Annotated in this window: 20 protein-coding genes and 2 pseudogenes; 9 read left to right on the forward strand and 13 right to left on the reverse strand. The window is 52.5% G+C overall.

From position 1 onward, the window contains the following. Window positions 1-188, forward strand: a pseudogene (locus J1W56_RS23215) (hypothetical protein); the annotation flags it as partial. A 258-nt stretch (window positions 189-446) separates the two neighbouring features. Here J1W56_RS23215 and J1W56_RS23220 read toward each other — a convergent pair. Beyond that, entirely contained in the window at window positions 447-1,328 is an 882-nt protein-coding gene (locus tag J1W56_RS23220; protein WP_223615662.1) for a class I SAM-dependent methyltransferase, read from the reverse strand. A gap of 169 nt (window positions 1,329-1,497) precedes the next feature. Here J1W56_RS23220 and J1W56_RS23225 point away from each other — a divergent pair, with 169 nt between their 5' ends. The 3 genes from J1W56_RS23225 to J1W56_RS23235 all read left to right on the forward strand — a co-directional run bounded on the left by J1W56_RS23225 (window position 1,498) and on the right by J1W56_RS23235 (window position 2,996). Continuing rightward, a complete protein-coding gene (locus tag J1W56_RS23225; protein WP_223615663.1) occupies window positions 1,498-2,325 on the forward strand; it encodes a lysozyme family protein in 828 nt (275 codons plus the stop codon). Then, window positions 2,325-2,603, forward strand: a complete 279-nt coding sequence (locus J1W56_RS23230) for a hypothetical protein (RefSeq protein WP_223615664.1) — start codon at window positions 2,325-2,327, stop codon at window positions 2,601-2,603. The genes J1W56_RS23225 and J1W56_RS23230 overlap by 1 nt, the downstream gene beginning before the upstream one ends. 90 nt (window positions 2,604-2,693) lie before the next feature. Beyond that, window positions 2,694-2,996: a hypothetical protein gene (locus J1W56_RS23235; protein ID WP_223615665.1), complete on the forward strand. Its 303-nt coding sequence runs from the start codon at window positions 2,694-2,696 to the stop codon at window positions 2,994-2,996. Between the two features lie 417 nt (window positions 2,997-3,413). Here the strand turns inward: J1W56_RS23235 and J1W56_RS23240 are convergent, their stop codons facing one another. From J1W56_RS23240 to J1W56_RS23285, 10 genes are all read right to left on the reverse strand, one after another. Further along, window positions 3,414-4,673, reverse strand: coding sequence for a hypothetical protein (locus J1W56_RS23240; RefSeq protein ID WP_223615666.1), 1,260 nt, complete (start codon window positions 4,671-4,673; stop codon window positions 3,414-3,416). Window positions 4,674-4,677: 4 nt separating this feature from the next. Continuing rightward, the gene (locus J1W56_RS23245; protein WP_223615667.1) at window positions 4,678-4,914 is read right to left on the reverse strand and encodes a hypothetical protein; all 237 of its coding nucleotides are present in this window, start codon (window positions 4,912-4,914) and stop codon (window positions 4,678-4,680) included. Beyond that, window positions 4,904-5,275 carry a hypothetical protein gene (locus J1W56_RS23250; RefSeq protein WP_223615668.1) on the reverse strand — a complete coding sequence of 124 codons (372 nt, stop codon included), beginning with the start codon at window positions 5,273-5,275 and terminating at the stop codon, window positions 4,904-4,906. The genes J1W56_RS23245 and J1W56_RS23250 overlap by 11 nt, the downstream gene beginning before the upstream one ends. A 12-nt stretch (window positions 5,276-5,287) precedes the next feature. Then, window positions 5,288-5,962 carry an SOS response-associated peptidase gene (locus tag J1W56_RS23255; RefSeq protein WP_223615770.1) on the reverse strand — a complete coding sequence of 225 codons (675 nt, stop codon included), beginning with the start codon at window positions 5,960-5,962 and terminating at the stop codon, window positions 5,288-5,290. 503 nt (window positions 5,963-6,465) lie between these two features. Beyond that, window positions 6,466-6,714 carry a hypothetical protein gene (locus J1W56_RS23260; RefSeq protein ID WP_223615669.1) on the reverse strand — a complete coding sequence of 83 codons (249 nt, stop codon included), beginning with the start codon at window positions 6,712-6,714 and terminating at the stop codon, window positions 6,466-6,468. A gap of 244 nt (window positions 6,715-6,958) precedes the next feature. Further along, the gene (locus tag J1W56_RS23265; RefSeq protein ID WP_223615670.1) at window positions 6,959-7,276 is read right to left on the reverse strand and encodes a hypothetical protein; all 318 of its coding nucleotides are present in this window, start codon (window positions 7,274-7,276) and stop codon (window positions 6,959-6,961) included. A 1-nt stretch (window position 7,277) separates the two neighbouring features. Further along, entirely contained in the window at window positions 7,278-7,469 is a 192-nt protein-coding gene (locus J1W56_RS23270; RefSeq protein WP_223615671.1) for a hypothetical protein, read from the reverse strand. Between the two features lie 102 nt (window positions 7,470-7,571). After that, on the reverse strand, window positions 7,572-8,024 hold the full coding sequence (locus tag J1W56_RS23275) for a DUF2750 domain-containing protein (RefSeq protein WP_223615672.1): 453 nt from the start codon (window positions 8,022-8,024) through the stop codon (window positions 7,572-7,574). A gap of 56 nt (window positions 8,025-8,080) precedes the next feature. Then, window positions 8,081-8,419, reverse strand: coding sequence for a hypothetical protein (locus tag J1W56_RS23280; RefSeq protein WP_223615673.1), 339 nt, complete (start codon window positions 8,417-8,419; stop codon window positions 8,081-8,083). Window positions 8,420-8,801: 382 nt separating this feature from the next. Further along, window positions 8,802-8,972 carry a hypothetical protein gene (locus J1W56_RS23285; protein WP_223615674.1) on the reverse strand — a complete coding sequence of 57 codons (171 nt, stop codon included), beginning with the start codon at window positions 8,970-8,972 and terminating at the stop codon, window positions 8,802-8,804. 185 nt (window positions 8,973-9,157) lie between these two features. Between J1W56_RS23285 and J1W56_RS23290 the strand changes: the two genes are divergently transcribed. Further along, complete coding sequence (locus tag J1W56_RS23290; protein WP_223615675.1) at window positions 9,158-9,400, forward strand: hypothetical protein; 243 nt, start codon at window positions 9,158-9,160, stop codon at window positions 9,398-9,400. Between the two features lie 362 nt (window positions 9,401-9,762). After that, entirely contained in the window at window positions 9,763-11,466 is a 1,704-nt protein-coding gene (locus J1W56_RS23295; protein ID WP_223615676.1) for an HAD-IIIC family phosphatase, read from the forward strand. A gap of 165 nt (window positions 11,467-11,631) precedes the next feature. On the opposite strand, the pseudogene J1W56_RS23300 reads toward J1W56_RS23295, so the two are convergent. Continuing rightward, a pseudogene (locus J1W56_RS23300) lies at window positions 11,632-11,993 on the reverse strand (LysE family translocator). A 426-nt stretch (window positions 11,994-12,419) separates the two neighbouring features. On the opposite strand from J1W56_RS23300, the gene J1W56_RS23305 reads away from it, so the two are divergent. Both J1W56_RS23305 and J1W56_RS23310 read left to right on the forward strand, forming a co-directional pair. Next, window positions 12,420-12,608, forward strand: a complete 189-nt coding sequence (locus tag J1W56_RS23305) for a hypothetical protein (protein ID WP_223615677.1) — start codon at window positions 12,420-12,422, stop codon at window positions 12,606-12,608. Window positions 12,609-12,807: 199 nt separating this feature from the next. Further along, on the forward strand, window positions 12,808-13,239 hold the full coding sequence (locus J1W56_RS23310; protein WP_223615678.1) for a DUF2750 domain-containing protein: 432 nt from the start codon (window positions 12,808-12,810) through the stop codon (window positions 13,237-13,239). Window positions 13,240-13,513: 274 nt separating this feature from the next. On the opposite strand, the gene J1W56_RS23315 is transcribed toward J1W56_RS23310, so the two are convergent. Then, window positions 13,514-13,969 carry a pyridoxamine 5'-phosphate oxidase family protein gene (locus J1W56_RS23315; protein ID WP_223615679.1) on the reverse strand — a complete coding sequence of 152 codons (456 nt, stop codon included), beginning with the start codon at window positions 13,967-13,969 and terminating at the stop codon, window positions 13,514-13,516. A 106-nt stretch (window positions 13,970-14,075) separates the two neighbouring features. On the opposite strand from J1W56_RS23315, the gene J1W56_RS23320 reads away from it, so the two are divergent. Beyond that, window positions 14,076-14,417 (forward strand): hypothetical protein, encoded by a 342-nt coding sequence (locus tag J1W56_RS23320; RefSeq protein WP_223615680.1) that lies wholly within the window; start codon window positions 14,076-14,078, stop codon window positions 14,415-14,417. Window positions 14,418-14,493: the final 76 nt, after the last annotated feature.

Below are 14,493 nucleotides of genomic sequence, written 5' to 3' on the forward strand. Positions count from 1 at the left end.
CAACCCATCCGGGTATTTACGATCAGGTCGAAGACTGGGTGGCATCGCAGCCGCGCGCCATCCGTCTTGTCTATGAAAAGGCGGGCTCATTCGTCCGCACTGATGAAATGCTGCAGCAAGGCTTTACATCTCTCGGCTTCACGCCGGAACAGGTCGATGCTTTTTTCATGTCGGCTGCTGCTATATAGCGGCTAAGTTGCCTGTTCCTGCTCGCGCGCCCGAAGTAATGCGTCAATAGCCCCTTGGATCTCCATCAGGTTCTTGATTGGTCCGGGATTTGCGCCGTTTTGAGCAATTTGTAGGATTTCTTGTCGGCGAGATGAAATGAGCTCGCTGATTGCTGCTCGATCACATGCAGTTTCCCGGAAAAGCACGCAACGAAGTTTACGAGTTGGGGCAAGCAATCGAGCACGTAGGCCTTGAACAGGATCTCACTGTGAAATCGATCAAACTGCCTTCAGAATGACTGCGATTTGATAGGTATCGGACACCGTTGTATCATATCCAGCCACCGTCCATCCATCACGCTCAAAAAATCGTAGATCAATCGATGTGTCCCCATACGAGCCATCTGACCATTCGTGAGCATAAAACCCGAATCCGTGTTCGCGATGGTCATCAATGGCTTGCTTGCTTTGTTCAGGCGTAAAGAGCTGACCTTTGACAGACCAATATTCAATAGGCCGAATTGTACAAACAAAAATGCCATCAGGTTCAATAGATTTCCTGACGGCTTTCAAAGCACCTATCACTGCCTCCTGTGAGAGATGAGTAAAGACTGAGAACGCAAAAGCAAGATCGAATTTTGTCCCTTTTACCGGGAGAGTTTCGGGGATTGGATCACTTCTGACAAGATGCGCAAGAACTCCATCGTTTATGGATAGATCTAGTGACGACTGCCAAGGGTCCACCCCCCAAAGCTTATCTGGATTAGAATAGTATAGCATGGAGCGCATGTTGCGTCCGTACCCGACCCCTAGGTCAAGGATGTTAGAGCCTTGAAGTGGTCGTCCGACAAAGCGCACGAAGGCAGTTTCAAGTTGTCTGGCAAATGCGGCGGTCTGCGAAAACAGTTCTAATCCGGTAATACCAGTCCATTGCTGTTGAATGGCTGCATCCGCCATTTTGGGCAAGACCTTCGACAACGACGGGTAGCGTGAGTTGGGCATTGAGATCAATAGGAGGCCAAAGTCCTCCAAACTTAGCTTCCGTAGAACATCCAGCATGACTTCCAAAGGCTTGTTCTGTTCCGCCAGAAGTTCTGCTTGTTTGAGAATCGGTCTGGTGTGCGAAAACAATGAAAAGTTGGTTTCAGATGTATAGTCCACGTTTTCCCCCCACTTTTGTTATCTCCGACTTGTATTCCGGCTGCGTAGATAATTTCGCTCATCATCCAAATAGCCATTCACTCTAGTCAAAACACGATCGATCCCCCGACCAGAATTGTCAGGGCGTCATAACACTTTTCTCTCTCCACCACCAAGACAGGAAATCATCATGGACAGAACCATCCCTCGCGGGGCGGCGCTGCTGCTCGACTTCGTGTATCGAACAGACGCCGGCAGCCCGCCCCCTGATTGCTATGAAACCATCTTCGGCAATCGCCAGAACAGGCTCCCCAAGCCCATCACAAAGATGACATTGGGCGAGTTGATCGACGCACAGCGTAACTGGTCAAACAAAGTCTGGGTGAAGCATTATTGGGGCTATGGCACGGCATCATCTGCGTCCGGCGCGGCCCAATTCATGCGGGCCACACTTCAAGACTTATCGCGCGAACTTGGTTTGTCGGGATCGCTGGTGTTTGACGCAGACTTTCAGGATCGACTTGCGTATCACCTCTTGAAACGCCGGGGCTACAACGAGTTCATGGCGGGCAATATCGACCGAACCGAATTCGGTAAGCGCCTGGCGCAGGAATGGGCATCGCTGCCAGTGCTTGCGGATACAAAGGGCAGCGAGCGGTCGGTCAGGCGTGGCCAGTCGTTCTACGCTGGCGACGGTCTCAACAAATCGCTTGTTAAGCCTGAGACCGTCGAGGCCGTTCTTGATCGGGTCAAGGCGGCACGACGGGCACCTATAGTTGAGGGCAAGGTCGACAAGCCTGACGTGCCGATCACGGGAACAAAGAAGGATGCTGCCAAGTCATTGAGCACGTCAAAGCGGTTCTGGACATGGTTTGCTACCATCATCGGCACTCCGCTTGCCGCATTCGGTTCCCTTGACTGGCGCGTGCAGCTTGCCCTCGTTGCTGTGGTGACCGGCGTCGGTGTTTATGCCGTCACCTCCATGCCGCAGGTCCGCAAGCTATTGGGGCTGACCTGATGCTGACCGCTCTGAAATACTGGCAGATCGGGGCAGGGGCTGTGCTGGGCGCGTTGATCGCCTCGACCCCTGTCTATCTCTACGGCAAGCATGAAGGCCGTCAGCAAGCTGCTGTGTCGGCGCTTGAATCACCGGTCCAGGTTCTCCGCAAAAGGAATGAAATCAATGAAACGGTATCTTCTTCCGGTGCTGCTGCTTTGTGCGGTGATTTCGGGCTGTCTGTCGACGACAAAGCAAAATGTGTGCGACGGCTTCTCGAAGCTAACTCCAAGCCTTGAGACGTCGGTCTCGTTTCTGAAAACAGATCGGCCGTTTGCCAATCAGGTCGCTTCGCATAACGCCTTCGGCAAAACACGAAAGTGCTGGTGATGGATAAAGACTTGCAATGGCTCATCGGCATCTCTGCGGGCTTGTTCACCTTTCTAGGCGGGACAATCATTGCCGCCTTTCGCTCGCTCACGGCATCGCGCGAGGCTGGAGACAATGCGCTCCATGATCGGATCAACCGGGTTCGTGACGAATATGTTCGGCGTGTGGATCACGACGGGCAACAGACTCGAACCGACGATGCGATCAAGGAATTGCGCGATGAAATGCGAGAAGGGCAGCGGGAGACCAATCGGCGGTTGGATGCAGTTCTTGCTGCCTTAGCACCGGGAAAACGGCAGTAGACTTGTCACAGGCAGATTTTCCGATCATCTATTGAATGGGGATTTACGAAGGAAGCAACACAATGCGACGGTATGCCTATTGGATATTATCGGGTTTATCGCTTGCCGCGATTGTTTTCGCCGGGGTTTCTTGTTGGGTCACCAACGATTATGTTGACCAATGCTATGATCAGTCTTCGGGACATTATATTGTCGAGAATCATCAAAGGGCTGACGTTTGCGGTAAGTGACGCTCTTTCAAGAAGAGGCCCGGCAGCAACTGCTTATCGAAGGAAGGCGCGAACCGGGGCCTCATGCTTGCGCGGTATGTGGACAGTACTCAAGCGCAGAAACCCTTCAATTCGGCAAATTAAGTCAGGTTGATTGCCTCGCTTTGGCAAACTGACTTGAATCGGTAAGTGAAGCGAACCAGACATCTTAATGTTGTAGTGTTACCGTCCAGCCTTCCGGCCAAATCTTAACGGTACATGGGAACTGACATGATTGGACTTGGTCCTTCCACGACAAAGAATGTGCAGCTCTGTTTCTTTGCGTACTTTGGGAATAGGATGCCCCATTGATCACAACCACAACGAATGCAATCGCAACAATAATGCGGCCACGACTCCTTGCCGTGAAACTTAGTAGAACGAGTATGGCAAGCGTTCCAGTCGCATAGTAACGCGCCGCACCGGCTCCCGAAAGCAATCGCAGCTTTTCTGGTACACCTCCAAGTGCTCCTAAGGTTTGTAGTATGGACACAAATATCCATGTCAGGACCAGTGTTATTGCTGCATTCCTTGTCGATTTCTCCCTTGAGAAGTACAGAAGGACGCCAACAACGGTGACACCTATCGTTGCGATCGCTAGGAAAAATGCCCGGCTTCCGACAACCATAGCTCCCAATGTTTTGGTGAAGCCCGGCCCCGTAAATTGCGTGAAAACCGTCTGCAATAGGAATGGGCCGAACAATAAGCGAGGGGCGAAAATTAGCTGCCGCGTGGGGTGGCTGGTTCCAGTCATCACTATGGCTTGGACGGCTATGCAGGCAACTAAGACGCAGGCGATATTGAAGTGGGTTCGAGATTTATTCAGGTAGGCTTGTATAAAGAAGAATGGTGTCAATAGTAGCGATGGAACGCCCGTCATGCCGCAAGCGAGCACCCACCCATAAATCCATAGTCGCCGCCCTTGCTGATCCTCGGAATAATCTGTGATTGTCATCAACGTAATCGATAGGGCGGCAATCCATTGAATGTTCGTAGCCGACGCAAAAATTTCAGCCGTTGCAGGAGATAGACTGAAGGCAACCAATGACAAAATGGATGCCTCTGGCGGTATCTTATACTGCTTAGCAATGACATTGAATTGCATCGCCACAACGGCAAATAGTGCAATTGAAAGGTAAGTCGTTACGGCTGGAGCATATTTTGTATCAACGTGCGTGGATAGAAAAACCAGTAAATTCGTGAGAAATTGGTAATTGCCTTGGGCGATGAATGTGAACACAAAGGTATAGTTCGATGCAATTGCCGCTTGATAGTATACGCTGCCTTCCTCGGCCCAAAAGCGAGGGTCAAGAAATAGAAATGGCGCGGTGCAAAACAGGGCAGTTATGGCAACGAGTGGATACAGCCACTTATAATGATGAATATTTTCAAGCGTGCTTTTCAAGTTGCGCCGACTATTGGATTCCATAAAGCTATTTCTTTTTCATCAATTTCAACAGGCGAATCTCAACGTCTGCCTTGCCATTTGTATCTAGGGCAATTGCGGTGATATCGGCAACCGATGTAATTGCTGCAAGCACTTCCTCATGGCGCCATCCAGCGCGGGTCGCTTCGACAACCAGCTGAACGAACACTTCCTCGATTGCAGTCTGGCAATCCTCGAAACGGTCAGGGTAGTTGCCTGTCGCCTTGGGGGCTTTAATTTTCATGGGAGTGTTCCTGCTTTGGGAATCTCACTGCGTTTGCTGGTGGTTCGAATTCACGTGAATGCAACACAAGGACCTCGCCTTCGCCCTCATCAGGCACGCCAGTGAAAATGTAGACCTCACCAAAAGATGGATCGCCATCGTGGGTTCCATGCACTCCCGTGAACGGTAATTGGTCGGGGACGGCGGACTCGTCGAACGTGATATCGGTTATGCGGTCATGCTCTTCATGCAAGATAATATTAAACGACCCGGGGAGTTGTTGGACATCCGGCATGCCATCTAGCAGATTGTCGATGTCTTCAGCCGCGAAGTTGAAGTCGAGCGTGAAATCCTTCCCGCGGAATTTAACAGCAAAGGGCATGTCTTTCCTCCATCAGGCGAATGTTGGTTCTTCAGGTTTGGGAGGTTCGGGCGCCAGGACAATCAGATCATTGTCGGGCAGGGGCTTTTGAAGCTTTAGGGCTTCTTCCGCCGGCGCATTCATCCACACGTCGACTTCATCTGCTGTTCGTAGAATGACCGGCATTGCCTTCTTATGGATCGGCTTCACGACTGCATTTGGATCGGTGGTCAGGAAAGCGAATATCTCGGTATCGACCGGGCCTTCCTTCTTCTTCCGGGTTCCGTGCCATTTGGTCCACACACCAGCAAACCAGAACAGCGGTTCTTCCTCGTTCAGCGCGAACCAGTGAAGCGGCAGCTTTTTTGTCTCGGGATCGCGGACACTGCCATATTCAGAAAATCGGGTTGCCGGAACGACACAGCGGCTGTCAGTGCCAAGCCAGCGCCGCCAGTGGGGAGACTTCACGTTTCGGATGTTGGTCACGCCGCTATCGGTTTCACCCTTTACAAACATGGGCGGAGTCGGCATGCCCCAGCGGAGCATCGCAAGCTCCAGATCCCCGTCCTTATCCTTCCGCGCTATTGGGGCGGGGTAGTCCGGATAGATATTGTCATCGAACTCGGTCTTGTTCGTACGGTTGCCGATCCCCTTGAAGAGGTCGCGCATTGCTTCAAAGCCGGTGGTTATTCTGTAAAGGTTGCACATCTCACTTACCACCTTCTCCAGAAATAGTCCGAAATACGGACGGAAATAAAGTGAAGAATGTAGCCAGATGCCCATCCAACTCCAGGCAGAACCAAGATCGTTGCAAGCTTCGTGCTCAAGAAAGGGGCCGCGGCCACTACCCCGGTTATCCCGCCCAACAAGGCAAGTGGTATGGCATTGTTGTGCGACTGGTAGAATGTAATTACGGTCATGATCACCGCTGGTATGAATGAAAAAATCGAAAGCAATATTGCCACGAAGACGGCCATTTCGAATCCGCTATCGATTGTTATACCAGGAACGATATTCTTGCCGCCCTGCCAGCCAACGTAAAAGTACGTTGTGATTCCACTTATAATGGAAACAAAAAATAAGAAGCCAACCAAGAATAAAAGGAAACGGCAAAGAAGTACGATGCCTTCGTTTTTTTCTGGATCAAGTGGCGCACTCGGGTTTGTTTCCATTGGCAAATGATACTTGATCTCACTGCGATCACAAGATGCTCAGTCTCGCGGTCCATTCGCTCTGCCGACAACGGAAACAGTCCTCCTGTCACACGCTTTGCAGAAGAGTTTTGGCCTGATTACATTGATTGGTGAGTACACCCCGTATTTCTTTGCGAGCCCGTAGCGGTCGATTTGCTTGGCCCGTCCGCATTCCGTGCAAACAGCAAACAGTATCTCGTAGCTGGCCAGATCAATGAACGCATCCAAGTTGGTCACGAACGCCATATAGACGCGCAGCTTTGCCATCACGCCTCAATCCCGAACCCGATTCCGGCGGCCAAACTCATTCATAGTCTTGCCGTCACAAAGATTGCATTTGAGGCGAGGGATCAGATCATTGATCCTGGTGTACTTGCCGTACTTCCGCTCAAGCTCATACCGATCGATCATTCCAGCCCGGCAACAGTCTCCACAATAGCCATAGAGGTCATCCCAGCTTTCCAGATCACAGAAGCGGTCTGTGTCTTTCAGGCCGTCCAAGAACTTCTTCCTAGCCATAGCGGCCGACCAACTGCCGAACCCATGGAGATTTCCATGTGCGCTTCTTGCGTTGTTCTGGAGTAATCCAGCGCCCATCAAACGCCTTCAGGAATACCTCGGCGCTCTCCTGCTCGGGAAAGCAGTAGATGATAAAATCTTCGCCATCGTCATGATAGGAGTGATTGAGGCGGTATCTGCCGAGCTTTGCTGAGAGAAATTCGACGTTGTCGAATCGGTATCTCACCTCGCACGCAAGCAATGCCACTTGATACGGGTATTCCAGGTCAACCGATGATGCCGAGACAGCACCTCTACTACGGCCGGCCATCTCAATTCCTGAATGTTCTGGGCTTCCATCCACGGGCATAGCCGTGCCCGGCAATCAGCGAGGCATACTCAATCTCTCTGATCAGGAAGGCGTTGTCCTTCAGGAGCGCGTCGATCGCTGCCCGGAAATCTCCGCCGTGGTCGGCAATGATTTGTTCAATTTCATCATCGTGTTTCAGTACCGGCTCATTCATAGCCCGTTTCTCCTTCAAGAGACAAAGCCTGTCCGCTCCCCATCACGCGAGACAGTAGGGGTTATCAAGTTTCAAGTTGTGATTAGTGAGTGTTCTGCAGTGTCAGTTGAGCCGCTTCTTTGCTGACAATGCCTTCTTCAGATCCGTAATGAGCTTCTCAACCGTAACGATTGGACCTTTGTCGCTTGCGTCGAAACAGACCGCAATCTGGTCTACTTCAAGCGACGGCAGTAGCGTTTCGAGTGCGAAATCAAGAGCGATTGCCCTTACCTCGATCTCCGACATGTCCGGTTGGGGTGGCAACCACAAATAGGCGAATAGTTTTGCGGGCCAGACCGGGAACATGAACGGCACACGATTTTCGTCGTCCATCATTGCCCAACGGTCGTCCGCACCACAAGCCCAGAGCATTTCAGTTTGGACCACCTTGTTGATGAAATACTTGTAGCGTTTCATCGGGGCATATTGAACGACCTTTAAAACCTCGGCCATATCAGGTTCGTTGGCCTTCTGCCTATCGGTGCGCGTGTCTGTCGTGACGATAAACCCCGACATTGCCGTACCTCCTTATGTACTCAATGTTCTATATTTGTTCTCATGTGGTGCGAGAGTCAAGAGGGATCGGCTCCATCTTGCTTGGACGCCGCACCCACGCGTTTCATAAATTGAGTTCTATCTGCAACATAGATCGCAGCAACTCCGGCAATCAAAGACACATAAAAGTTCACGTAAACACTGAGCACCATGGTGGCAGAACACACTGCGGCTACGCTGATTCCAAAAAAGAACCCAACGCAATACCAAAGATAGGCCAGCAACCACGCCGACAGAAGAAATATGGACACAGGGATTGCCCATTCTGGACTCAAGAAAAAGCGGCAATACAAAAAGGCGGGAAGCAAAACCGCTATGGATACCATGGCAAGAACAGTGGACTTTGATCTGCTCATAGTCGCTCCCTTTGATGCGTCATCTTTGACCATGCACCTACCAAAGTTTCATTGTTTTGAAATTTAAACAAACGTTCAAAATGTATCGAAAGCAGATTGGAAATGCCCGCAGTCGAAACATTCCGTTCAACAATGTTTCAGCAAATGATGCCGCGGGAACAGGTGCGACAGCTGCCGGTAATTCCTCAATTGAATCAATAGCGCCATGAACACCAAGTGAGACGTCTAATATATTGTTTTCAAATATTTATTTCGTTACAGCCGGGATCGCCACTTACCCAAGAAAACCAGTTCTGTTTCCCGGATAGCGAGGCAATCCAGCCGTTGGTCTGCCGTGCAAACCAACAAGCTTTCATAGAAGCCGGTCGAAGCAGGAAAGGTCTCAGCCACCGAGTTCGGCAACTTTCTTGCGAAGCTCTAATACTTCCTCCACCAGCGTACTGACAACGTCTTTGAGAAACGCCACCTTGTGCTCCGGATCGTCAACAGTGTTGATAAGTTCGAGAGCAGCGGGCAGAGAGTCAATCTCATCGGATCTGTTGTTGTCGCCCACGCTTCTTCTCCCAGGTTTTTGGAAGACAGAACAACATAGTCCAAATCGGGAAATCAAGGTGACAACGATGTCCCTGTCTGTGTGTCGCGCCCAGCGCCGAAGCCGCGTCGGCGGGTGACGTTGACATCTATCGTCTGTGTCCGCCACCGTTACCACCGCCACCACTGCCACCACGGGAGCTTCCCTTGCCCGGGTTGCTGCTCTTTGCCTTTCCGCTTTCCTTGCCGGTGCTTTTGCGGGGCCCGCCAAAACTCAATCCAAATCGCGCTGCGTCCGCTGTGCTGACAAGCACAACGCTTGATAGGGTAAGGGCGGATATGGCGATAACGAGTATTTTCATCATTTTCGTTGCAATCCAAACAGGTGACAAGTTGCACGAAATCGAGATGGCTATGGCCGCCGTGTCAATGCAATTGTTGTTAAAATGACCACAAAATTGCACAAAACATAGTCTTCCCGGTGAAATGAACACGTCCTGATACCGCCCAGCCGCGTGCGGGGCCTGTCGTCCACGCTATTCCCCGCAGAAGCCGGTTATGCGGCAAGGCCATCGGGATGCGCGTTTACTCCAATTCTCAATGCTGCGTTTTTCGTCCTTTGCCTTCGCGATCTGTCTTGCGGCGATTGAATGGCACCGCTTAGCTTGATCTGCGATTGATTGGAGATGCTCTGAATGCTTGAAACCATGGCTTCTGTGCGAAATCAAAAGGTTGCCTATAAATTCAGAACACCCGACACGTTGGAGGCAACACCCGTCGCTGTTAAGCGGATCCTCGTTGTCGGATCGTGCATGGCAGCGGGTCTGTTCCACTACGCTCATGTCATTTTCAAGGGCGCGGAAGTCGATCATGTCCTGTACAACTATCCCGGTGACCTGACAGAACCGCCGCATCCAATCGAAGAGTATGCTTTCCAGCTTATACATTTGCCGTTGCGGACGATTGTGCCGGAAACCATGCTTTCGGATATACCGCACACCAGCGAGGAACCGTTCGAGGAAAAACTGCGGGAGTGCGAGCAGCGTTTGATCCAAACGTTTACGGGCGCGCTGGCGTTTGCAAAAAACACCAAGCTCATGACCTTCGTTTCCGAATATTTCATACCGCAGCAGAACCACATGGGGCGGCTTCTGCCGCGCTATGACCTGCGCAACCCCACCTATTTCGTCGAGCAGTTGAACCGCAAACTGCATGAGCTGGCGCGGGAACATGCGGCACATATGGTCCAGGCCGATGCCATCGCGCAGACATTCGGCCGAAAGTTCATTCAAGAGGATCTCGTCTGGAACTGGTCGCATGCCAGCTATGCCAATGACTGGGATTGCATCCACGACACAACCCGTATTGTCCAGCCAACCAAACTCACCAGCCTTTACCCGATCAACATAGAAGATTTCATCTTCGGGTTTTGGAGCGAGATACATGCCATGTATCGCACGCTCACGCAGCAAGACAGCGTGAAGCTGGTCATCCTCGATCTGGACGATACGCTCTGGCGCGGGGTTATCGCGGAAGAAGGCATACACAATCGCGTTGTCCTGGAAGGATGGCCGCTCGGCCTGATCGAAGCCCTGAAATTTCTCAAGCAGCGCGGTATCGTCCTGGCGATCGTCAGCAAGAATGACGAAGCGACAATCCTCGACTTGTGGCCTCAGTTCCTGAAGCACAGACTGAATATCGATGACTTCGCGGTCCGGAAAATAAACTGGCGGCCAAAAGCGGAAAACATCCAGGATATTCTCAGCGAAACCAATCTCTTGCCGAAGAACGCTCTCTTCATTGACGATAATCCCGTTGAGCGGGAAAGCGTGCAAGCGGCATTTCCGGCCATGCGGGTACTTGGCGACGAGTTGTATTCGATCCGCAGCACATTGCTTTGGGCCCCGGAAACGCAGGTTCCGTACGTCACGCCGGAGTCAAGCAGGCGCACCGAGATGATGCAGGCTCAGGTACAGCGGGAAACCGCGAAGGCCGTTATGACCCGGGAAGAGTTTCTGGCTTCCCTCGACGTTTCCGTCGGCATCCGCCCGATCAACACCATAGATGACGAACGTTTTCCACGCGCGCTGGAACTGCTCAACAAATCCAACCAGTTCAACACCACGGGCAAGCGCTGGACCATCGGTGAATGTCAGCAGGCCTTTCTCTCGGGTGCCATCTTCGAGACTTTCGAAGTCGGCGACAAATACACCGATTATGGTCTGGTGGGAATCGCCATTGTCAGAGATCACATCATCATCCAGTTCGTGATGAGTTGCCGGGTGGTTGGCCTTGGTGTTGAGCAGGCGATTATCGCCGGGCTTGCCGCAAACCACCTTCCCCTGAAGGGCGTCTATACGCCGACCGAAGCCAACGGCCTGTGCCGCGACCTGTACCAAAAACACGGATTTACATTGGACGGCGGGATATGGACGTTGCAGGACAATACCGTCACAGCCCCGCCGCACGTCAAATTCCGTGAGATGTCAGACTTGGCTCGCGGCGACCCTTGTTGAGCTGGGGCTGACCAACGACCGGCCGCACATGATCGACGGCATCACGGTTCGGGGAGTCTCACAGGCTCCCGGTGCAATTCGAGATGAACGACGTGTCCAAGGCTTGCTTTGCAGCGTGCCTCGCATGGGCTGCAGCTAAAATCCGGCTGCCACACCGTGTACGACCTAGTTCCGGCTGCCAAGCGCAAGGCTGCAGGCAAGTCCGGTGAAGACCGTTGCCAGCAAATATTGCGGCAGTTTGCGGAAGCGAGGGAAGCTGCCGGCCCGGCTGCGGATATGGCTGCTCAGCAGAATCACCGTGCCATTGACGACAAAGCCGATGCCATTGAGCACGGTGGCGAGAATAAGCATCTGCACGACCAGAGAACCGGCTTCAGGTTTGACGAACTGCGGAAACAGCGCCAGCACGAACAGTGCCATTTTGGGATTGAGCAGATTGAGGCAATGAGAAGCATATCGGGACCGGGCGTGGCCGTGAGAACCACGGACGCGGCGGCAAAAAGCAGGAGTGTTGAGAAGTCCGGCATATCGTTTTCCTGCGAGTTTGCCGGAATTCCTGTCTAGCATTTGTGCGTTGATTGACAAGGGGTTGGCTCGTCATTCCTGTAAAGACGGCCATGGACGCTTTTTGCCCAACAATGCCGATCTGATCCGGGATTTCCGTCACGCTCACGTCACGCCGGTTTTGATGATATGTCCATGACTGGCAACGTTGTTCTGTTGCCCGTCAATAATTCAAATATGCCGGAAACGACACTGCCACAACACGTTCCCTGAGAAGAACGAAATCCAAGCTCCCATCGGGTGCAGGGAGTTGGGTCAATTGACTTATCGATGGAAGGACGTGCTGCAAAATCCTGTTCCAGACAAACTTTACCCCACCGTCTTTCGGGATGGTGGGGTTTTTACAGCGCCAGCTTTCCCCGCTCAATGCCGTCACCCTGGAGTTTAGAATGTATTCGATTGATCCGCAGCCCTATCAAGCCAATGCTTGGAAATATATCGGCGTTGTCCTGTTTCTGGCGGCACTGTCATTTGGCCTCGGCCGATATTATGCGGCAACAAGAACTGCAGCAGACGCGGGCGTTCATCGTTTGAATGCCGAGCAGCAAGATAAAGTCACTTTGCAGAGGGTGAATTAAATGGACCCAGCGGGGGTGCGCAACATGGTTGCATCGCTCCCATCCATATAAAACCGATCGTCCCCAGGCGCTGGAATAAGCGCTCTCCAACCCTCGATCATCAATTTCGGTCTACGCGGCCGGAATAAACGCTCGCTTTGGAATTATTGTCCTTCAATCTTTAATATTCTGGTCTATCCTCAGCAACGAGGGTGGGCACATGGAGTCAACACAGAGTATTGAAGAGGCAACAAGAGTTCTCAAACTCTCACACGCCATGCGTTACAGATATTTCATCAAGAAGTCGGTTGAGACCTACAAAGTATACACCATCAATCTTGGTTCGAATTATCTCATTCTCAATGACGCAGCCGGGACATCGATGTGTTGCCCGCTCTGGCCGGATGCCATCTTGGCGGAGCTGTGGCTGGGGCCACTTGACCGCGGTACAGGCCTGCAAATCAAAACAGAAATCGTTGAGATGGAACTTGACGCGGTGCTCAAGAATTTTCTGCCGGCATTGCGGCAACGCGGACTTAAAGTCGGGATCTGCTTCGATCAGGCAAGCGACGGACGCATTGAGTCCGTCCACAAGGTGATCGCCGATATCAGGCATGAGATCCAGACGGGGTTTTCCTACCTGAAACCATAGGGGCTGACCCCGCCGCACCGAACAGGCGTCCCATTCAGCGGCGCCGCAAAAAGATGAAGAAAATCAAAACGACAACAATGAGCGGAACGCCCAGCCACCATAAAACTGCTGCTGTAAGCATCGTATTACCTCCAATTGAATGGGGTAAACGGCGGGGGACGTGAGAGGTTCCGCAGCAATTTTGGCGATACGATCATTCGCCGCGTCAAGTCCCGCAGGACGGTGCTGTTGAAAAATGCCGGTGCCAATTCCTTTGCCGGGTTGTGCCGGACCGCTAGCTCGCGGTTTTGACGGCTTTGTGCCCGCTTGTTTCGAGGATCGATATCCGGAAAAACACGGGTTCAAGCGGACGCTCCGCATCGCGAATGACCGTCTTCGTGTACCCGGGCTGCCACCATTCGGCGGATGCGCTCAGAAGGTGGTGCGCGGTCGCGCGCGCGTCGACATGGGACGGATCGTTCGACAGTTCTTCATACAGCCCGTTGACGATCACGCTTTGCCAGCGATTGGTTGCGTCGATCTCATCGAACGCGACACAGACGTGCGGATTATTGCGCATCCATTCGACCTTTCGGCCGACCGTTGTAAAAGAATAGAGAAAGACGGAGTGATAGGCGAACCTGAGCGGAACGATGTAAGGGTGATCATCCCTGGAGCAGGCCAGGCGGCCAATGCTCGCGCGGCTCAGCAAGGCATTGATCTCCGCCTTCGTCATCTCATTAATGATCATCGAGGTTGCTCCTGGACTTCTTGAACAGGCGGACTGCCGCCGCGATAATTATTGAGGGCGCTTTGTTCGTTGTCAAACAGGTGAATGACTTTGGCAGGGCAATGTGATGCGTCACCCTATGTGCGAGGATGCAGGGGAGGCGTGGGTTGACCAGCCTTCATGCTTGCGTGTTCACGCAAACGAGGCGATCAGCATAAGGATCTGCGCGCTTGTCGTCTCAGGTTTTGTCGATACGACCGCGGCCGTGCCTGAACAGCATCACACCGAGATCGACCTGAACGACCTGACCGCCCTCTTGCTGGCCGGTGTGATCCGGGTGCAGAGCCGCGCCCGGTCGCTCCGTGCTGTTGCGGGCGTGCTGTTCCAGCCGCGCGGCCAATTCGGGGTGCAGACCCTCGCCGCGTCGGGCGGCCATTGCATGCAAAGCATTCAAGAGAGACAACATTGAACTCACACTCCCTGGGGTGTGGATTCAGTGTATCGCTTGCCCTTGATGGCCAGCCACCCGATTCATGCCGCAGGCG

Source organism: Phyllobacterium calauticae (assembly GCF_019991125.1).
GTDB lineage: Bacteria > Pseudomonadota > Alphaproteobacteria > Rhizobiales > Rhizobiaceae > Phyllobacterium > Phyllobacterium calauticae.